Genomic DNA, 14,392 nt, shown 5'->3' with positions numbered 1-14,392 from the left:
CGGCTGACGCGCGTGCCCCTTCCTGGCGGCGGGCCCGCGGTGGCACCGTTGCCCCGCACCGGATCGACGAGGAGGTGGCCCGTGTCCCGGACCGTCGCGCGGGGGATCGCGCTGACCGGGCTCGCCCTGATCGGGGTCGCGGTCGTCCTGCTGTGGTCCGCGGGACCGGACGGCGACGGGACCGCCGGTGCCGTGGTCCTCGCCACCGGCCTGGTGCTGCTGGCCGCCGGGAACGGGGAGCGCGCGGCTCGCCCGCCGGACGACCCGGCCCGGGCCCTGCCCCACCGTCCGTGGCGGGCGCGGCTCACCGGCTGGCTGCTCGTGCCCGGCCTGGTCGGCATGCTCGTCGCGATCGCGCTGCTCCCGGTGGTCGAGGGTGCGACGTTCGCGTGGCTCTTCGCCGCCGGCGGCGTCGCCCTGGTGGCCTGCGGTTTCCTCCTCGGCGGCCGGCTGAGCCTCACGGGGGGCGGGGCCGCCCCGTACCACTACCGCGGGTTGTCCGACCCCTCGGGGAGCTCTTCCGGTGGGGGCGGGAGCCGCCGATCCGGCGGCGGCTCGTTCGGTGGCTCCTCGCGACGCGGCGGCGGCCGGTTCTGACCTGCGCAGGCCGAGATCCCGTGATCTCGGCACCTCAGGCGCTCTGACTCGCCGAGATCACGCGATCTCGGCGAGAGGGAGGCGGGTCAAGCCGTTCCCCAGCGGGGCGCAAGCGCCGCCGGGCAGCCTCGACGGCGTCGCGAACCGTCCCGTCCGAGGAGTTGACCACCATGTCCGGCCTGTCCCGCCCCGCCGTCAAGGCCCGACTGGCCGTCGGTGCGGCTCTCGGGATCGTCGTCGCCGTCGTCTGCGGCTACTACTGGTCGTGGGACGCGAGCGGCTTCCTGCTGCTGGCCGTCCTCGGCGGCGGCATCGGCTACTACGCCGTGCTGCTCACGGTCGTCGCCCAGCTCGCCCGCGCCGCCGAGAAGGCCGCCCGGGACGACGCCGAGCCGCGCAACGTGCCGATCGGCCTCTAGGACGCCGGCGCCGGCCCGAGCCCCGCGTCGCGGGCCAGCGCCACCGCCTCGGCGCGGCTGGCCGCGTGCAGCTTGGTCAGGACGTCGGACACCCGGTTGCGCACCGTCTTCTCCGACAGGAACAGCCGCTGCGCGATCGCGACGTTGGGCAGCCCGTGCGCCACGAGGTCGAGCACCTCGCGCTCGCGGTCGGTGAGCTCGGGGAACGGCACCGCGCTCGACCGCGCCCGCGACGAGGCGAAGAAGGCCAGCACCCGGTCGGCGATCCGCGGCCCGAACACCGCCTCCGAGCGCGCGGCGGCCCGCACCGCCCGGGCGATGTCGGCGCCCTCCGACTCCTTGAGCAGGTAGCCGCGGGCGCCGGCCCGCAGCGCGGCGAACACCGAGTCGTCGTCGTCGCTCATGGTCAGCACGACCACCGAGGTGCCGGCGTGGGTGGCGGCGATGCGGGCGGTCGCCGGCAGCCCGCCGGTGCCGGGCATGCGCAGGTCCATGAGGACGACGTCCGGGCGGTGCTCGTCGACGGCGGCGACCGCGGCCTCGCCGTCGGCGGCCCGGCCCACGACCTCGATGTCGGCCTCGTCGCCGAGGGCGTCGGCGACGCCGTCGCGGTAGACGGGGTGGTCGTCGACGACGACGACCCTGATGGTGCTGTTCAGCGGGGGGCCTCCAGGGGGAGCCGGGCGCGGACCGTGGTGCCCGCGCCCGGTGCGGTGACGACCTCGAGCGTGCCGCCGAGCTCGGCGGCGCGCTCGCGCATGCTGGTGGTTCCGACACCGGGGACGGCGTCGTCGGGGACGCCCCGGCCGTCGTCGGCGACCTCGACGAGCAGGTCGCCGTCCTCGGCGGCCAGGGTGACCCGGCAGGCCGTCGCCTCGGCGTGCCGGACGGCGTTGGCGACCGCCTCGGTGGCGATCCGGTAGGCGGCCACCTCGACCGCCGCGCGCAGCTCGGGCAGCTCGCCGGCGACGACGGTGACCCGGTCGGGCTCGGCCTCGGCGGGGGCGCCGCCGGCGGGAACGGGCATGCGGTAGGCCGCGACGTGCTCCCGCAGCGCGCCCACCAGGCCCAGCTCGTCGAGCGCGGGTGGCCGCAGGTCGTCGACCACCCGGCGGACGGCGGCCACGGTGCGCCGCATCTGGTCGCGCAGCCGCCCGGCCGGCCCGGATAGCTGCTCGTCGCCGGCGAGCTTGCCGGCCAGCCGCTCCAGCTGCAGGGCCATGCCGGCCAGCTCGGGACCGACGCCGTCGTGCAGGTCGTGGCGCAGCCGGCGGCGCTCCTCCTCGCGGCCGGCGACGATCCGCTCGCGGCTGACGGTGAGGTCGGCGACCAGCCCGGCCGCCCACACCAGGATGGCCGCCCGGCGGGCGACGTCGGCGAACGCGGCCCGCTCGGTGCGCCGCCACCGCTCGCCGGGGTAGCGGTGCGTGACCCGCAGCAGGCCGACGTCGGTGCCGAGGGCGTTGAGCGGCAGGTCGGTGACGTCGCCGTCGTCGCGGCCCGGCCCGTCGGCGGCCGCGGCGGGCAGCCGGGGGTCCGCAGGGACGATGGCCACGCGCGGCAGCCGCAGCGCCCGGCGGACCTCGTCGGCCAGCGACTGCAGCGCCTCGGCGGGTCCGCCGGCCAGGTCCAGCGACGTCCCGACCCGGTCGGCGACGGCGAGCGGGTCGCGCCGTTCGCCGTAGAGCAGCCGCTCGACGGCGCGCTGCGCCCGCTCCCAGAGCGCGGCGGCGGCCAGCGCGCTCAGCGCGACGACGGCGACCGCGATCCTCCGCTCGCCGGTGGACAGCTCCCCGGCGGCGGCGACGACGGCGGCGTAGGCCAGCACGAGCAGCGTCGAGAGCACCGTGAAGACGACGGCCCGGCTGGCGACCAGGCCGACGTCGAACAGGCCGTGCCGCAGCACGGCGATCGCGATGGCGACCGGGACGGCGGCGAAGCCGGCCGCGAACAGCGCGATCTCCACCGCGCGGGGGGCGGTGAGCACGAACGTGCCGAGGACGCACACGAGCAGCGCCGACGTGCCGAGGACGAGCCACTGCAGCTGGGTGCGCTCCGTGCCGGTCGAGCGGCGCATGCGGACGACCAGGGCGGCCACGCCGAGCGGCGCCCCGAGCAGGAAGGCGCTCATGGCGCCGATGCGCAACGCGTACTCGGGCACCAGCGTCGTGGTGACCGACAGCGGGTTGGCGAGGTCCTCGGAGAAGTCCGACGACTGCCGCAGCATCGCCCCCACCGTGGCGATCGCGACCAGCGTGACGAGCACCCGCGCGACCGGCCGCCAGCGGGGCGAGGGCAGCCGACCGGTCGGGAAGTACAGCGGGACCAGCGCGATGATCGCGTAGTAGGGGGCGAACCCCCAGGCGGTGAGCCACGCGGCGAAGCCGCCGAGCGGCCCGTCCGCACCGTGCTCGAGCGCCGTGCCGACCGCGTAGTCCGCCGAGAGCAGGTACGGGCCGGTGATCGCCGTCGTCATGAGCAGCCAACCGACCGTGTTGCCGGGCGCCCGGCGCAGGACCAGGGCGGCCACCGGCGGGTAGAGCAGGCCCAGGATGGCGTCGGCGGGGTCGACGGGGATGCCGTCGCCGAGCACGGCCAGCCCGATCGCCACCGCGGTGCCGGCGACGCCGACCAGCGCGAGCAGCCCGGGCACCCAGCGGGGCACCCGGCTCGCGGTGGACCCCGGCTCCGGCACGCGCGACATCCTGCCTGCCGCACCGGGGCTTTCGGTGCAGAAAGCACCGGATCGTGTCGGGGACACCGCTGCCCGGGACTCCGGGACGGCGGGCCCTGGGGGCGGGGACGCCGGGCGGGAGAGCTTCTAGCCGTTCCGCACGACCCCCGAACCCCGGAAGGACACCCCGATGACCGCGTCCACCGAGCCGACCGCCGTCGCGGCCGCGCCGAGCACCGAGGTCACGCCCGGCAGCCGCTTCCGCCGGATCGGCGGTGGGCTCTCGCTCATCGCCTCCGGCACGCTCGTCTGCCTCAGCCTGGCGATGATCCCCTTCGAGAACAACACCGACGCCGAGTACCTGCAGGTCGGCGCCGAGCACACGCAGCTCACGCTGTGGGCCGCCGTCGTGCTGCACTACGGCTACCTGCTGCTGCTGCCCGCGGCGCTGACCCTCGTGCACCTGGCCCGCCGCCGCGCGAGCAGGACCGCCATCGCCGCGATGCTGTTCGCCGGCCTCGGGGCGGGGTTGTCGGGCATCGTGGCCGTCGACTTCTACGACGTCGCGCTGGCCACCACGCTCCCCGCCGACCAGGCGCTGCAGGTCTACGAGGCGGCCGGTGGCTACGGGCAGGGTGCGCTGTTCAACCTGCCGGCGGTCTTCGGCCTGCTGATCGGCACCAACCTGGCCGTGTTCGCCGCGTGGCGGGCCAGGGCCATCCCGGTGTTCCCGCTGGTCCTCGGCCTGGTCGGCTGGCTGGTCTTCTTCTTCTTCGCCAACGACGCGTGGCTGCCCACCCTGAGCACCGCGCTGGTCGCGATCTCGCTGGCCTGGTGCGGCGTCATCGTCCTGCGGATGCGGGACGAGGCCTGGGACCGCGCCTGATCCCCGCCCGGGCGGAGGCCCGGAGCGCAGGAACCCTGCGCTCCGGGCCTCCGCTCACGCGTGCGCCAGGGCCGAGAGGTAGGGCGGCAGCTCCCCGGGGTGGACGACGGCCAGCGCGCGGGTCGCGCGGGTGAGCGAGACGTACAGGTCGCTGAGCCCGCGCACCCCCTCGGCCACGATCCCCGCCGGGTCGACGACGAGCACCGCGTCGAACTCCAGCCCCTTCGCCGCCTCCGGCGCCAGGACGACGGGGCCGGCGGTGAGGTCGGCGTGCGCGTCGGCCGACGTCCCGGGCAGCCGCGCGGCCACCGCCTCGGCCACCGCGTCCAGCCGGCTCGGCGGGACGAGCACGGCGAGCGTGCCGCCCTCCGCCGCCAGCCGGGCCGCCGCCGCCGCGGCCCGCGCGGGCAGCTCGGCCTCCTCGACCCGCTCCGCCGTCGGGTGCTCCCCGGTGGCCCGCACCGAGCGCGGCGGCTCGGTGCCGGCCCCGCTCGCGGCCAGCACGCCGGCGGCCACGGCCATGATCTCCGCCGGCGTCCGGTAGTTGACGGTGAGCTGCTCGATCCGCCACCCGTCGCCGAGGTGCGGCCGCAGCGTGTCCTCCCACGAGGTCGCCCCCGCCGCCGAGCCGGTCTGCGCGACGTCGCCGACGACGGTCATCGAGCGGGTCGGCACCCGCCGCAGCACGGTTCGCCACGCCATGGCCGAGAGCTCCTGCGCCTCGTCGACGACGACGTGGCCGAAGGTCCAGGTGCGGTCGTCGGCGGCCCGCTCGGCGGCGGTGCGGGTGTCGACGACGGCCTGCCGCTCGGCGAGCAGCTCGGCGTCGAGCACGTCACCGGCCGAGAGGAACTCCGCCTCCTCGTCGACGTCGACGTCGGTCGACTGCGAGCCGAGCAGGATGTCCAGGGTCTCCTGGGCCTGCCGCACCAGCATCTCCCGCTGCCGGTCGGCGCGGGCCTGCCGGGCCGGGTCGACGCCGAGCAGCTCGTCGGCCTCCTCGAGCAGCGGGACGTCGGCCGGGGTCCACGCCGCGCCCGCCGGGCGGTGCAGCAGCGCCCGCTCGGCGTCGGACCAGCCGCGGGTGGCGGCCCGGATCCGCCGCGGTGAGGCGTACAGCTCGGCGAGCAGCCGCTCGGGGGTCAGCCGCGGCCACAGCCGGTCGATCAGCTCCCGCACCGACGGCTCCGCGGCCACCTCGGCGCGCAGGTCGTCGAGGTCGTGCCGGCTGAACAGGGTGCCGCCGCCGAGCGGGTCGGCCCCGAGCTGCTCGGCGTACCGGCGGGCCAGGATGTCGACCACCTCGCGGGCGAACACCGACCGGCCCTCGTTGTGCAGCCGCCGGCCCGCGCGTCCGCGGGTGCGCGCGGCCTTGGCGTCGGCCGGCCGGAACTCCACCTTGGTCCGGTCCACGACGACGGTCTCGGTGCCGGTCGGCAGCTCCTGCCGGTCGCGGACCGCGGCCCGGACGACGTCGGCCATCGCCAGCCGGCCCTTGACCTCCGCGACCTCCGGCGGCTCCGACCCCGTCGCGGTCAGCCCGGGCCGCAGCGAGGCGAGGTCGCGCAGCAGCACGCCGGTCTCGCCGAGCGAGGGCAGCACGTCGGCGATGTAGCGGAGGAACGTCGTCGACGGGCCGACGATGAGCAGGCCGCTGCGGGCCAGCCGCTCGCGGTGGGTGTAGAGCAGGTAGGCGGCGCGGTGCAGGGCGACCGCCGTCTTGCCGGTGCCCGGCCCGCCCTGGACGACGAGCACGCCCTTGGCGTCGGCCCGGATGATCCGGTCCTGCTCGGCCTGGATGGTGCGGACGATGTCGGTCATCCGGCCGGTGCGCTGCGCGGTGAGCGCGGCCAGCAGCGCCGACTCGCCGGTCAGCCCCGAGGAGGTCGCCGCCGCCGGGTCGTCGGGGTCGAGCACCTCGTCGCTCACGCCGACGACGCGGCGGCCGCGGGTGCGGATGTGCCGGCGGCGGGCGACGCCGAGGTCGTTGAGGGCGGTGGCGACGTAGAACGGCTGGGCGGCCGGGGCGCGCCAGTCGACGAGCAGCGGCTCGTCGCCGTCGTCGGACGGGAGACCGATCCGGCCGACGTAGCGCGCCCCGGTCGCCTCCTCGCGCAGGTCCAACCGGCCGAAGACCAGGCCGCTCTCCGCCGCGTCGATCGCCGCCATCCGGGCGGTCTGGAAATTGGCCGTGGCCTCCCGCTCACCGACCGACTGCGGGGTCGTCGGCCGGGTGGCGAGCGCCTCGCGGAGCCGGCGCACCGCCAGCTCTCGGGCCTCGTCGAGCCGCTGGTAGCGCGCCGTGACCGCGTCCTGCTCGGCGGTCAGCTCCCGGTCGGCACCGGCCGGGGGGACGGCGTCGGATCGAGTCCTCGACAATTCCTGCTCTCTCCGTTAGAATGTGCGCAATTCACCGCGAATTGCGCATTTCGCGCGCCGCGCAGCAATTGACCATTGTGCGCAGGTCCCCCGCCGGTTGTCACCCGACCCGGGCGGCATGTCGCGCTATCGTCGGGTCTCGTGGGCGTCGGGCTGCTCGTCGCGCTGACCCTGCCGGGGCTGGTGCTCCTGCTGGTCGCCGTCGCCGTGCTCGAGCAGGTGGCCGCACGGGTCGGCCGCCGCGGACCGCTGTCGCGCCGCCGCCGCTCGGCGCTGTCCGCCGGGGGCATGGACGTCTTCTCGGCCGCGCTCGCCCCCGGTCGCGCGGTCGACCTCGAGCAGCAGCGCGTCCGGGAGCTGCGCCGGGACGACGTCGAGGACGGCGCGCCGCCGGCCCGGATCGACCTCGACGGCGGCGCCGCCTACCTGTGACACGCGGCATGTGAGCGATCACATGCACGTTGACCCGCGCAAACCGAAGCGCAACCTCGAGGTCACGGAGCCGTCACCTCCGCTTCCTACCGTCGTCCTCGACCGCCACCGAGGGGGACGAGATGAGCACCACGACCGAGGAGCGGCAGGCCGGCACCTGGACCTGCCCGAACTGCCGGAGCGAGACGCGGGCGCCGCGCAAGCGCTGCACGGACTGCGGCACCTCCCGCTACTAGAAGGACCCCGCTGCAGGGCCCCACGCCTCGCACGCGCGGGGTGGGGCGCTGCAGCGGGGCCTCGAGAGGACTGCGTCCTAGACCGCGGGGGGAGCACCGCGCAGCTTGACGACGGCGGCGCGGTAGCGCCCGTGGCCGACGAGCCGCCACGCCCACCGGCGGGGAGCGGGCAGGCCGGAGAGCAGCCGGGCGCGGTCCGCGGCGCAGGCGTCCTCGAGCGCCAGGCCGAGGACGAGGGTCTGCTCGCGGGGCGTGAGGTCGGAGCGGACCGAGCGGGCGATGCCGGCCCACGCCGAGGCGTCCAGGCTCCCCTCGAGCAGCGGGTGCAGCACCTGCTCCTCGCGGGCGGTCTGCGCGTCGACCGCGTTCGCCAGGTCCAGGCAGGCCATGGCGAAGCCGTCGCGGGCCGAGCAGGTCTCGGCGACCGCCCACTGCCGGGCCGCGGTGGAGAGGTCGCGCACCGCGTGGTCGATCCGTCCGCAGCTGGTGGTCCACTCGGCGACCGCCGCGGCGAGGGCGGCGTCGTCCCCGAGCGCCCGCTGCAGGGCGGGCCAGAGCAGCTCGCGCTCCACCCGGTGGTGGTGCAGCAGCACCCGCCCGACGAGGTCGGCGTGCCCGGTCAGCGCGGCGGTGCGGGCCGGCTCGCCGGCGGGCGCCCAGGTGGCCAGCTCGGCCAGCGTGCGCAGCTCGCGGCGCACCAGCTGGTGCACCACGCGCTGGTGGGCGACGGCGCGGCAGGACGTCGGGGCGGACCCCGGCGCCGGGGTCGCCGGCGGGCGGGAGGAGCGGGGGAGGACCGCGGTGGCGGTCATGGGACACCTCGTTCGCGTCGAGTTCTGGTCGTCTCCGACTCGGATCGGGCAGCAGAGTAGGGAGCCCGGTGTCCCGGCCGACAGGGATTTCTGTCCCGTTCCGGGCCGGGACGCCGGAAATCATCCGCGTGGCGCAGGCGGACGGCGACCGGGTCCGCCGCAGGGGTGAGCGGGGGTCCGCCGCAGGGCGGACGTTCCTGTGCCGCTTGCGCTTGTCGGCTTCCCCGGACCCAACCACGATGAGGCGATGGACGTCGTGACGCGCAACCGGGTGCGCGAGCGCGGCCTCCCGGGTGGCCGGCCCGTGCTGTTCGCGCACGGCTTCGGCTGCGACCAGGAGATGTGGCGGTTCGTGGCGCCGGAGTTCGAGCGGGACCACCGCGTCGTCCTGTTCGACCACGTCGGCTCGGGCGGCTCCGACCTGGCCGCCTACGACTTCGGCAAGTACGCCTCGCTGCGCGGCTACGCCGACGACGTCGTCGAGATCTGCCGCGAGCTCGGCCTCGCCGACGTCGTCTTCGTCGGGCACTCGGTCAGCGCCATGATCGGCGTCCTGGCCCTGCAGCAGGCGCCCGGGCTGTTCGGGGCGATGGTGATGATCGGCCCCAACCCGCGCTACGTGGACGCCGAGGGGTACGTGGGCGGGTTCAGCCGCGAGGGGATCGCCGACCTGCTCGACGCGCTGGACAGCAACCACCTCGGCTGGTCGGCGCAGATGGCGCCGGTGATCATGGGCAACCCCGACCGCCCCGAGCTGACCGAGGAGCTGACCAACAGCTTCTGCCGGACCGACCCGGACATCGCCCGGCAGTTCGCCCGGGTCACGTTCCTCTCCGACAACCGCGACGACCTGCCCGGGGTCGCCGTCCCCACCCTGGTGCTGCAGTGCAGCGACGACGTCATCGCCTGCGACGCGGTCGGCGAGTACGTGCACCGGCGCATCCCGGGCAGCACGCTCACCCGGCTGGCGGCGACCGGCCACTGCCCGCACCTGTCGGCGCCGGAGGAGACGGTGGCCGCGATGAAGGCGTTCCTGGGACCGTGACCGGGGTGGACGTCGGCGGCCGCGACCCGCGGCTCGAGCTCTCGCGGCTGCTCGAGGAGGACCCGGCCGACCTCTACGAGAACGCGCCGTGCGGCTACCTGTCCACGCTGCCCGACGGCACGGTCGTCAAGGTCAACCACACCTTCTGCGCGTGGACCGGCCGGCCGGCCCGCGACGTGCTCGGCAGCCGGTTCCAGGACCTGCTGACCATCGGCGGGCAGGTGTTCCACGAGACCCACCTGGCGCCGCTGCTGCGCCTGCAGGGCGCGGTGCGGGAGATCGCGCTCGACGTCGTCCGGGTCGACGGGTCGGCGCTGCCGTGCCTGCTCAACGCCGTCGAGGTCCGCGACGACGCCGGGGCCCCGCTGCTGGTGCGCGCGACGCTGTTCGACGCCACGGCCCGACGGCGGTACGAGCGGGAGCTGCTGGGCGCCCAGCGGGCCGCGGAGGACTCGGAGGCCCGCTCGCGGACCCTGCAGGCGGTCGTCTCGGACCTGGCCGCCGCCACCACGGTCGCCGACGTGGCCGGCGTGATCGTCGAGCACGGCCGGCGCGCCCTGCACGCCCCCGGGGCGGCGCTGCTGCTGCTCGAGGACCCCGCGCCGGACTCGGTGGAGGAGCCGCCGCTGCGCCTGGTGCGGGCCGACGGCCTGACGGCGTCGCTGCTGGAGCAGCTCCGGGAGGCCGCGCGCGGCCGGCTGGCGCTCGAGCTCGCCGGCGGGGTGCGCGCGGTGCCGGTCGACGCCCGGCTGCAGGAGCTCCAGCCGGTCGTCGCCGAGGAGATGGCGGCCGCCGGGCTGACCGACCTGGTCGTCGTCCCGGTGTCGGCGCACGGCCGGCGGCTCGGTGTGCTGCTGCTGGGGCTGGGCAGCGGCGGCGACGGCCTGATCAGCCTCGAGGAGCCGGTGACCGGGGTGCACCGCCCGCTGCCCGCGCCCGACGTCGACCTGCTGCGGACCCTCGGCCGGCAGGCCGGGCAGGCGCTCGAGCGGGCGCGGCTGCACGAGCAGGCCACCCGGGCGGCCGAGCGCTCGGCGTTCCTGCTGGAGGCGGCGCGGCTGCTGGCCGGCGCGGCCGACGTCACCGACGTGGTCGACCGCCTGGCCGGGCTGGCCGTCGAGCGGCTGGCCGACCTGTGCCTGATCGACCTGGCGACCGACGCCGGCGTCACGCGGGTGGCGGCGCGGCACGGCGACCCGGGGCGCCAGCCGCTGGTCGAGGAGCTGCGCACGCGGCACGTGCCGCACCGGGAGCGGCCGCACCCGAGCACCGAGGCGATGCGCCGGCTGCGCACCGAGTGGATCCCCGAGCTCACCGACGAGGGGCTGGCCCGGATCACCGACGACCAGCACCTCGCCGTGGTCCGCCGGCTCCAGGTGCGCAGCCTGATCAGCGTCCCGCTCGTCGCGGAGGGGCGCGCGCTCGGTGCCCTCACCCTGGGCAACGACCGCGGCCGGCCGGGCTTCACCGCGGCCGACGTCGAGGTGGCCGAGCAGCTGGCGCTGCAGGTGGCGCTGGTCGTCGACCGGGCGCAGCGCTACGAGCTCGACGTCCGCACGTCGCACACGCTGCAGGCGAACCTCCTGCCGCCGCCCCCGCCGGCGGTCGAGGGGCTGGAGCTGGCGGTGCGCTACCTGCCCGCGACGCGGGGCGTCGACATCGGCGGCGACTTCTACGACGTCGTCGTCCTGCCCGGCCACGTGGTGGCGCTGGCGGTCGGCGACGTCGTCGGCCACGACATCACCGCGGCGGCCACCATGGGCCAGCTGCACAGCGTCTACCGGGCGCTGCTGGCCGACCGGCCGTCGCCGAGCGCGGTCATCGACCGGCTGCAGGCCAGCTGGTCGCTGCTCGGGCTGCAGCGGATGGCGACGGCGCTGTTCGGGACGCTGGACCCCGTCACCGGCCAGCTGCGGATCGCCTCGGCCGGGCACCTGGCGCCGCTGCTCATCACCGGGGGGCACGCCGAGCTGCTGCCGGTGCAGCCCACCCGGATGCTGGGCGCGCCGCCGGCGCCGGCGCCGGCCGTGGAGTGGGCCGGCGTCCTGCCACCGGGGGCGACCCTGGTGCTCTACACCGACGGGCTGGTGGAGAGCCGGGACGCGGACCTCGACGACGGCCTGGCCCGGCTGCTCGAGGCGGCCGCGCGCACCGGCGACCCCGATCCGGACGAGGTCTGCGACCGGCTGCTGGCCGAGCTGACCGGCCCGTTCCGCGCCGACGACATCGCGCTGCTGGCGCTGACCCGCCTACCCGGTTGAGAAAGGGGCCGCCGGGCGAGGATCGTGGGGGCAGCACGGCTCCGGGGGAGGCGCCATGGAACGCGACGACGCGATAGCTCAGGCCCTCGACGGCGCGACGGGGGACTACGCCGTCTCCGGCGACGCCATGCGCTGGTCGCCGGACCTGGCCGAGCAGCCCGCCCGCTCGCCGCTGGGCGGCGGCCTGCCCGGCGTCGACGTCGCGGCCGGTCTCGGGTCGGTGCTCGGGCTGGACGCCGCCGGTGTGCGCCGGCTGGTCTCCGGCGCGCTGTTCTCCCTCACCGCCGCGGCCAGCGACGTCGTCAGCGAGCTGCGGCAGCTCACCCGCGGGCCGTCGGCGGACGACGACCGGGACCGCTGACCTCGCGCGGCCGCCGCCCCGGCCCTCTGGCAGGGTGCGGGCATGAGCTCGTCCTTGACGCTGGCACCGGCGCCGCGGTCGGAGGCGGCGGAGCGGGTGCGCGAGGAGGTGCGCGAGTTCCTGGCCGCCGAGCTCGCCGCCGGGTCGTTCACCACGCACGTCGACACCTGGCTGTCCGGGGTGGACCCCGCCTTCTCGAGGAAGCTCGGCGAGCGCGGCTGGCTGGGCATGACCTGGCCGAAGCGGTACGGCGGGCACGAGCGGACGGCGATGGAGCGCTACGCCGTCACCGAGGAGCTGCTCGCCGTCGGGGCGCCGGTCGCCGCGCACTGGATCGCCGACCGGCAGTCCGGGCCCAACCTGCTGCGCTACGGCACCGAGGCGCAGCGGGAGCAGCTGCTGCCGCGGATCGCGGCGGGGGAGTGCTTCTTCGTCATCGGGATGTCCGAGCCGGACTCGGGCTCGGACCTCGCGTCGATCCGCACCCGCGCCACCCGCAACGGCGACGGCGACTGGGTGGTCACCGGCGCCAAGGTGTGGACGTCGAACGCCCACCACTCGCACTACGCGATCGTGCTCGTGCGCTCCTCGCCGGCCGACCCGGCGAACCGGCACGCGGGTCTCTCGCAGCTGCTGGTCGACCTGACGCTGCCCGGGATCACGGTCAACCCGATCCGGATCCTCGACGGCGGCCACCACTTCAACGAGGTGGTGTTCGACGACGTCGTCGTCCCCGCCGACATGCTGCTCGGCGAGGAGGGCAACGGCTGGCACCAGGTGACCGCGGAGCTGGCGTTCGAGCGGTCGGGGCCGGAGCGGTTCCTGTCGACCTACCCGCTGATCGCCGAGTTCGCCCGCCGGGTCGCCGACTCGGGCGACCCGGCCGGGGTGGCGACGCTGGGCCGGCTGTCGGCGCGGCTGCTGGCGCTGCGCCAGATGTCGCTGCGGATCGCCGCGGCGCTCGACCGCGGGGAGCTGCCGAACATCCCCGCGGCGCTGGTCAAGGACGTCGGGACGACGTTCGAGGCCGACGTGATCGACGAGGTGCGCCGGGTGGTGGAGGTGACGCCGTCGCTGGGGTCGCCGGACCCGATGGCGCGGGCGCTGGCCGAGGCGCAGCTGCACGCCCCGGGCTACACGCTGCGCGGCGGGACGAACGAGATCCTCAAGGGGATCGTGGCGCGTGGACTGGGGCTCCGGTGAGCGATCAGGACCTGGTGGTCGAGACCGTCCGCGACATCCTCGCCGGGCACGAGCCGTTCGTGCTCACCCCCGACCGGCCGTGGGACGAGGGGCTGTGGGCCGCGCTCACCGACGCCGGCCTGACCGCTGTCGGCATCCCCGAGAAGGCCGGGGGCTCCGGCGGCGAGCTGGCCGACGCCGTCGCCGTCGTCGCCACCCTGGCCGTCGGCGCGGCCGCGGTGCCGGCGGCCGAGCAGCTGCTCGTCGCCGGCCCGGCGCTGGTGGCCGCGTCGGTCGAGCACACCGACCTCGACCGGCCGCTGACCTTCGCCGTCGCGGACGCGGTGACGACGACGGCCTCCGACGACGGCGACGGCCCGGGGCGGTTCCTCCTCACCGGGACGGCGACCGACGTGCCGTGGGCCGGCGTGGCCGGGCGGGTCGCCCTCCTGGCGCGACCCCCGGCCGGCCTCGACGGCGCGCTGCTCGCCCTGGTCGACGCGACGGGGCTCGAGGCGACGGCCGCGGCCAACCTGGCGGGGGAGCCGCGCGGGTCGTTCGTGCTCGACGGCGTGCCCGCCACCGGCGCGGTCCTCACCCCGGCCCAGGCCGAGGGGCTGCGGGCCCGGTTCGCCCTGGCGCGGGCGGTGCAGCTCTCCGCCGCGCTGCAGCAGGTGCTGGACTGGACGGTGCAGTACGCCGGGGAGCGGCACCAGTTCGGCCGGCCGCTGGGCAGGTTCCAGGCGATCCAGGTGGAGCTCGCCGAGATGGCCGGCGAGGTCACCGCGGTCGCCGCGCTGGTCGACGCGGCGGTCCAGGCGCTCGGCCGGGGCGAGGACGTGCTGCTGCCGGCCGCGGCGGCCAAGGTGCGCGCGGGCGCCGCGGTGGAGGTGGTCGCCCGGCTGGCCCACCAGGTGCACGGCGCGATCGGCTTCACCCAGGAGCACAAGCTGCACCATCTGACCCGGCGGCTGTGGTCGTGGCGCGACGAGGCCGGCGGCGAGCTGCACTGGTCGCGGGTGCTCGGCGGTGGGCTGCTGGCCGGCGGCGCCGAGGGGCTCTGGCCGGCGCTGACCAGGGTGGTCTGAGGATGCTGGTGCTCTGCCCA

The 14,392-nt window shown here is 76.4% G+C and carries 13 protein-coding genes; 9 read left to right on the top strand and 4 right to left on the bottom strand.

Annotated features, from left to right (window positions below; genetic code table 11):
- Positions 1-81 precede the first annotated feature (81 nt).
- Both ACI797_RS17475 and ACI797_RS17470 read left to right on the top strand, forming a co-directional pair.
- Positions 82-597, top strand: coding sequence for a hypothetical protein (locus ACI797_RS17475; RefSeq protein WP_456860017.1), 516 nt, complete (start codon positions 82-84; stop codon positions 595-597).
- A gap of 170 nt (positions 598-767) precedes the next feature.
- On the top strand, positions 768-1,016 hold the full coding sequence (locus ACI797_RS17470; protein ID WP_456860016.1) for a hypothetical protein: 249 nt from the start codon (positions 768-770) through the stop codon (positions 1,014-1,016).
- Here the strand turns inward: ACI797_RS17470 and ACI797_RS17465 are convergent.
- Both ACI797_RS17465 and ACI797_RS17460 read right to left on the bottom strand, forming a co-directional pair.
- Positions 1,013-1,663 carry a response regulator gene (locus ACI797_RS17465; protein WP_456860055.1) on the bottom strand — a complete coding sequence of 217 codons (651 nt, stop codon included), beginning with the start codon at positions 1,661-1,663 and terminating at the stop codon, positions 1,013-1,015. The two genes, ACI797_RS17470 and ACI797_RS17465, sit on opposite strands and share 4 nt — an antisense overlap.
- Positions 1,664-1,671: 8 nt before the next feature.
- A complete protein-coding gene (locus ACI797_RS17460; protein ID WP_456860015.1) occupies positions 1,672-3,711 on the bottom strand; it encodes a sensor histidine kinase in 2,040 nt (679 codons plus the stop codon).
- 169 nt (positions 3,712-3,880) lie between these two features.
- Between ACI797_RS17460 and ACI797_RS17455 the strand changes: the two genes are divergently transcribed.
- Positions 3,881-4,576: a hypothetical protein gene (locus ACI797_RS17455; protein WP_456860014.1), complete on the top strand. Its 696-nt coding sequence runs from the start codon at positions 3,881-3,883 to the stop codon at positions 4,574-4,576.
- Between the two features lie 54 nt (positions 4,577-4,630).
- On the opposite strand, the gene ACI797_RS17450 is transcribed toward ACI797_RS17455, so the two are convergent.
- Positions 4,631-6,955 (bottom strand): HelD family protein, encoded by a 2,325-nt coding sequence (locus ACI797_RS17450; protein WP_456860013.1) that lies wholly within the window; start codon positions 6,953-6,955, stop codon positions 4,631-4,633.
- Positions 6,956-7,096: 141 nt separating this feature from the next.
- Between ACI797_RS17450 and ACI797_RS17445 the strand changes: the two genes are divergently transcribed.
- On the top strand, positions 7,097-7,387 hold the full coding sequence (locus ACI797_RS17445) for a DUF6191 domain-containing protein (protein ID WP_456860012.1): 291 nt from the start codon (positions 7,097-7,099) through the stop codon (positions 7,385-7,387).
- A 313-nt stretch (positions 7,388-7,700) separates the two neighbouring features.
- Here the strand turns inward: ACI797_RS17445 and ACI797_RS17440 are convergent, their stop codons facing one another.
- Positions 7,701-8,435 carry a hemerythrin domain-containing protein gene (locus ACI797_RS17440; protein WP_456860011.1) on the bottom strand — a complete coding sequence of 245 codons (735 nt, stop codon included), beginning with the start codon at positions 8,433-8,435 and terminating at the stop codon, positions 7,701-7,703.
- 247 nt (positions 8,436-8,682) lie between these two features.
- Here ACI797_RS17440 and ACI797_RS17435 point away from each other — a divergent pair, with 247 nt between their 5' ends.
- Genes ACI797_RS17435 through ACI797_RS17415 form a run of 5 tightly spaced genes read left to right on the top strand, consistent with a single transcriptional unit; the run spans position 8,683 to position 14,372 of the window.
- A complete protein-coding gene (locus ACI797_RS17435; RefSeq protein ID WP_456860010.1) occupies positions 8,683-9,480 on the top strand; it encodes an alpha/beta fold hydrolase in 798 nt (265 codons plus the stop codon).
- Positions 9,477-11,741 carry a SpoIIE family protein phosphatase gene (locus tag ACI797_RS17430; protein ID WP_456860009.1) on the top strand — a complete coding sequence of 755 codons (2,265 nt, stop codon included), beginning with the start codon at positions 9,477-9,479 and terminating at the stop codon, positions 11,739-11,741. The genes ACI797_RS17435 and ACI797_RS17430 overlap by 4 nt, the downstream gene beginning before the upstream one ends.
- A 55-nt stretch (positions 11,742-11,796) precedes the next feature.
- The gene (locus tag ACI797_RS17425; protein WP_456540912.1) at positions 11,797-12,102 is read left to right on the top strand and encodes a hypothetical protein; all 306 of its coding nucleotides are present in this window, start codon (positions 11,797-11,799) and stop codon (positions 12,100-12,102) included.
- Between the two features lie 42 nt (positions 12,103-12,144).
- Positions 12,145-13,305 carry an acyl-CoA dehydrogenase family protein gene (locus tag ACI797_RS17420; protein WP_456860008.1) on the top strand — a complete coding sequence of 387 codons (1,161 nt, stop codon included), beginning with the start codon at positions 12,145-12,147 and terminating at the stop codon, positions 13,303-13,305.
- Positions 13,302-14,372: an acyl-CoA dehydrogenase family protein gene (locus ACI797_RS17415; protein ID WP_456860007.1), complete on the top strand. Its 1,071-nt coding sequence runs from the start codon at positions 13,302-13,304 to the stop codon at positions 14,370-14,372. Before ACI797_RS17420 ends, ACI797_RS17415 begins: the two co-directional genes overlap by 4 nt.
- Positions 14,373-14,392: the final 20 nt, after the last annotated feature.

Source organism: Geodermatophilus sp. SYSU D00691, from assembly GCF_054050275.1.
The sequence above is the reverse complement of the archived record's forward strand: the minus strand, read 5'-3'. Positions and strand labels throughout refer to the sequence as shown.

Coding starts and splice junctions, on each gene's coding strand:
- ACI797_RS17470 (WP_456860016.1), top strand. CDS start 768: ATGTCCGGCCTGTCCCGCCCCGCCGTCAAGGCCCGACTGGCCGTCGGT.
- ACI797_RS17455 (WP_456860014.1), top strand. CDS start 3,881: ATGACCGCGTCCACCGAGCCGACCGCCGTCGCGGCCGCGCCGAGCACC.
- ACI797_RS17440 (WP_456860011.1), bottom strand. CDS start 8,435: ATGACCGCCACCGCGGTCCTCCCCCGCTCCTCCCGCCCGCCGGCGACC.
- ACI797_RS17435 (WP_456860010.1), top strand. CDS start 8,683: ATGGACGTCGTGACGCGCAACCGGGTGCGCGAGCGCGGCCTCCCGGGT.
- ACI797_RS17425 (WP_456540912.1), top strand. CDS start 11,797: ATGGAACGCGACGACGCGATAGCTCAGGCCCTCGACGGCGCGACGGGG.
- ACI797_RS17420 (WP_456860008.1), top strand. CDS start 12,145: ATGAGCTCGTCCTTGACGCTGGCACCGGCGCCGCGGTCGGAGGCGGCG.